The sequence below is a fragment of the Marinobacter zhanjiangensis genome, from assembly GCF_014651935.1.
Classification (GTDB): domain Bacteria; phylum Pseudomonadota; class Gammaproteobacteria; order Pseudomonadales; family Oleiphilaceae; genus Marinobacter; species Marinobacter zhanjiangensis.
Genome location: NZ_BMXV01000013.1, coordinates 1 through 2431, shown reverse-complemented (window position 1 = coordinate 2431; position 2431 = coordinate 1). Strand labels below are relative to the sequence as shown.

General features: G+C 58.6%; 2 protein-coding genes. Both read right to left on the bottom strand.

Translation table 11 applies throughout. From position 1 onward, the window contains the following. Positions 1 to 62: 62 nt before the first annotated feature. Positions 63 to 803 carry an IS21-like element helper ATPase IstB gene (gene istB / locus IE079_RS18630; protein ID WP_189578633.1) on the bottom strand — a complete coding sequence of 247 codons (741 nt, stop codon included), beginning with the start codon at positions 801 to 803 and terminating at the stop codon, positions 63 to 65. Further along, a complete protein-coding gene (gene istA, locus IE079_RS18625) occupies positions 790 to 2295 on the bottom strand; it encodes an IS21 family transposase (RefSeq protein WP_189578631.1) in 1506 nt (501 codons plus the stop codon). The genes istB and istA overlap by 14 nt, the downstream gene beginning before the upstream one ends. Between the last annotated feature and the right edge of the window lie 136 nt (positions 2296 to 2431).

Here is a 2431-nt window from a genome sequence, read left to right as displayed (position 1 = left end):
GTGTCAATGGCCATTTATTTTGACCCACCTTTGGCCAATAAAATTGACCCACCTTTCATAGTCTAGCTTGTAGATTTCTGCTTCAGTCGATAGCTTTCTCCTCCCAGCATAAAGATGTGTGAATGGTGGATGATCCGGTCAATGATCGGCACCGCCACGTTGTCGTCGTGGAAGAACTCGCCCCAGCTGGTGAAGTCCTTGTTGGTGGTCAGGATGATGGACCGGTATTCGTACAGGCTGTTGATCAGCTGGAACAGGTTGTACCGAGCTTGTCGCGTCATCGGCAGGTAACCCAGTTCATCGATGATTAGCAGGTCGTATTTGGCCAAGGCGCTGACCCGCTTCTTCAGCTCACCCTTCATCTCGGCCAGTTCCAGCTCTTCCACCAGATCCAGGGCGTTGCGGAACAGGACTCGATAGCCAGCTTCCACGGCTTTGTAGCCAATGCCGATGGCCAGGTGGGTCTTGCCTACACCGGGTGGGCCGATGAACACCAGGTTGTTCCGCTCGTCGATGAACTGGAAGTCCAGCAAGGCATTTACCTGACGTTTGGTAATGGTGGTCTGGTGCCGGTAGTCGAAGCCCTCCAGGCGCTTCTCGGCAGGGAACGCGGCCATCTTCCGGTTCCTGCTGATGCGCTTGTCCTGGCGCTGGATCAGTTCGTGCTCGGCAAGCCTGTCCGCGAAGCTCAGGTAGGACATCTCGTTGGCTTCTGCCTCGGCCAGCAGGTTGGTCAGTTCGTCGGCGGCCGCGCTCAGGCGCAGACTGCGGTAACGGGACACGGTCTGTTCAAGCTGGCTCATGGGTCACCCCCTGGCCACTGGAGTGGCCAACACGGCGGTAAGCACTCAGGTCCAGTGCTTCCTTGGGTTCTGGCAGAGGTTCCGGCTGCCGTTCCCGGAGGACGGCGGCCTGGGCCGCTCCAAGGTAGCTTTGTAGCCGTGTGGCGGTCATGCCGGGGCGTTCGGCCAGAGTCGTGATCAGCTCCGGATCCACGGGCGCATGGCGCTTGAGCAGGTCACGGGTAGCCACCAACTGATCCTTGTAGATCTTGGGCTCGGAACGCTTGAGCTGCTGGCACAACCGTTGCCCGACTTCACTACCGATCATCTCATTGATCTTGCTCTCAAGGGTGGTCACCCGCTGGGCATGATCGCGGTAGTGATGGGTGTTCTTGATCACCTTGCCTTTGTCGGAACACAGCGCATGGCTGGCGATGACGTCGCCTGTGTTCAGGTCGCTGATGTGGAGTTGGCCGCCGGACTCCAGAACGCCCACCCGGGCCTGTTGCCAGGCCATGGGCACAGAGTACTTGTTGGCCTTCCAGGCGATCAGGCCGGTCTTGTCGGCCCGCCGTGTCTCGTGGGCCACAGGCTGCACGCAAGCTGGTGACAGATAAGCCTCCAGGTGCTCTCGCTCGTCCCGTTCGAAGCGCTCCCGGGGCCGCTCACCAGTAGTGCCATGGAGACGGACATTGGCCACGCTCTCAACCCAGTCCTGTACGTGCTGACGCACGTGCTCAGGATCTCGGAAGACCTCACCGTAAAGGCAATCCTGCTTGACGTACTTCACACCGGCTTCCACCTTGCCCTTGCTCTCCGGGTCGTAGCCTTCGCAGGCATGGATCCGGAACCCGGCCGTGGTGGCATACTCGTGGAACCGTTGGTTGAGGGTCAGTTCCCTATACTGCTCATTAATCACCACCAGCTTGGTCTGATCGTAAACGCATTCCTCCGGCAGGCCACCGAAGTAACGCAGGGCTTCGTCGTGGAGCTGGATAAACGTCTGGGTATCCAGAGGGCGGAAGCTCAGTCCTACGTACATCAGGCGCGAGAAGGACAGTACGAACACCACGAAGTGGAGAATCCGTTCTTCGCCAGCGATCAGCACACCGCGCAACTCACCGGGGTCCACCTGGCACTGAACACCCGGCAGATCGTCCAGGATGGGTTCGTAGTAGCGCATTTGGGCCGAGGCCACTTCCTCCTTGAGCGTACGCACGTAGCGGCGAATGGAACGATCCGAGGCCGGCAACTCGCCAACCTTCGCTTGCAGCTTGCGGGCAATCTTGACGGCGCTGAGCTTGGGGAACTGCTTGAGCAGATGAATCAGGTAGTCCCGGTGATCGTCGAGGCGCTTGCTGCGTGAGGGATCTTCCAACTGATGGGAAATCGCCTTCTCATCCATCCGCAAATACTTGCGAACGGTATTCCGGGACAACTCCAGTTCCTGACTGATGGCGCGGATCGACAACCCTTTGCCGTTATCGTGCAGTGCCTTGATCTTGTGTATCACAACCCACTCCTTCACTGACATGCCCCCGGCCATCGATAAAAGCGGGGGACAGTAGCTGGTTCTGTGGCCTGACGGCCACTCGGAGGTGGGTCAAAATTAATGGCCAGTAGTGGGTCATTTTAATTGGCCACTAACA

Excerpts from the sequence above, each read along its gene's own strand:
- istB (WP_189578633.1), bottom strand. The coding sequence starts at position 803 with ATGAGCCAGCTTGAACAGACCGTGTCCCGTTACCGCAGTCTGCGCCTG.